Genomic DNA, 809 nt, shown 5'->3' with positions numbered 1-809 from the left:
ATGTTGTCGTTCTTCAGGCAGTTGGCCGAACGCACCGAAAGCTCGAGTTCGTCGACCTTCTTGAGCAGCGCCGGGTTGAAGGCGAGCTCGGTGACGGCCTCGGCGGCGACTTCCTTCTGCGGCTCGTCGAAGTTGACGAACAGGCCGAGCTGGTCCTGCAGGATGCGGGCGGCGAAAGCCACCGCGTCCTCGCCGGTGATCGAACCGTCGGTGTCGATCGTCATGGTCAGCTTGTCATAGTCGAGAACCTGGCCCTCGCGGGTGTTCTCGACCTTGTAGGAGACCTTCTTGACCGGCGAATAAAGGCTGTCGACCGGGATCAAGCCGATCGGCGCGTCTTCGGCGCGGTTGCGGTCGGCCGGCACGTAACCCTTGCCGGTGTCGACGGTGAATTCCATGCGGATTTCAGCGCCTTCGTCCAGCGTGCAGATGACGTGGTCGGGGTTGAGGATCTCGACGTCGCCAACCGTCTGGATGTCGCCGGCAAGAACAGCACCCGGTCCCTGCTTGCGAACGACCATGCGCTTGGGACCATCGCCTTCCATGCGGATGGCGATTTCCTTGATATTCAAGACGATGTCGGTCACGTCCTCGCGCACGCCGGCGATGGACGAGAATTCATGCAGAACGCCGTCGATCTGCACGGCGGTAACAGCCGCACCGCGCAGCGAAGACAGAAGCACGCGGCGCAGCGCGTTGCCCAGCGTCAGGCCAAAGCCACGCTCGAGAGGCTCGGCGACCAGCGTGGTCAGCGTCTTCTTCTTCGACGAGAACTCGATCTTGTTCGGCTTGATCAGTTCCTGCCAATT

General features: G+C 61.9%; 1 protein-coding gene. It reads right to left on the bottom strand.

Annotated features, from left to right (window positions below; genetic code table 11):
• A partial coding sequence (locus EN964_RS36015; RefSeq protein ID WP_127277557.1) for a DNA-directed RNA polymerase subunit alpha occupies positions 1-809 on the bottom strand: 809 nt, incomplete at both ends.

It is taken from the genome of Mesorhizobium sp. M7A.F.Ca.CA.001.10.2.1 (assembly GCF_003998575.1).
GTDB lineage: Bacteria > Pseudomonadota > Alphaproteobacteria > Rhizobiales > Rhizobiaceae > Mesorhizobium.
This window is presented reverse-complemented; position numbering and strand designations above follow the sequence as displayed.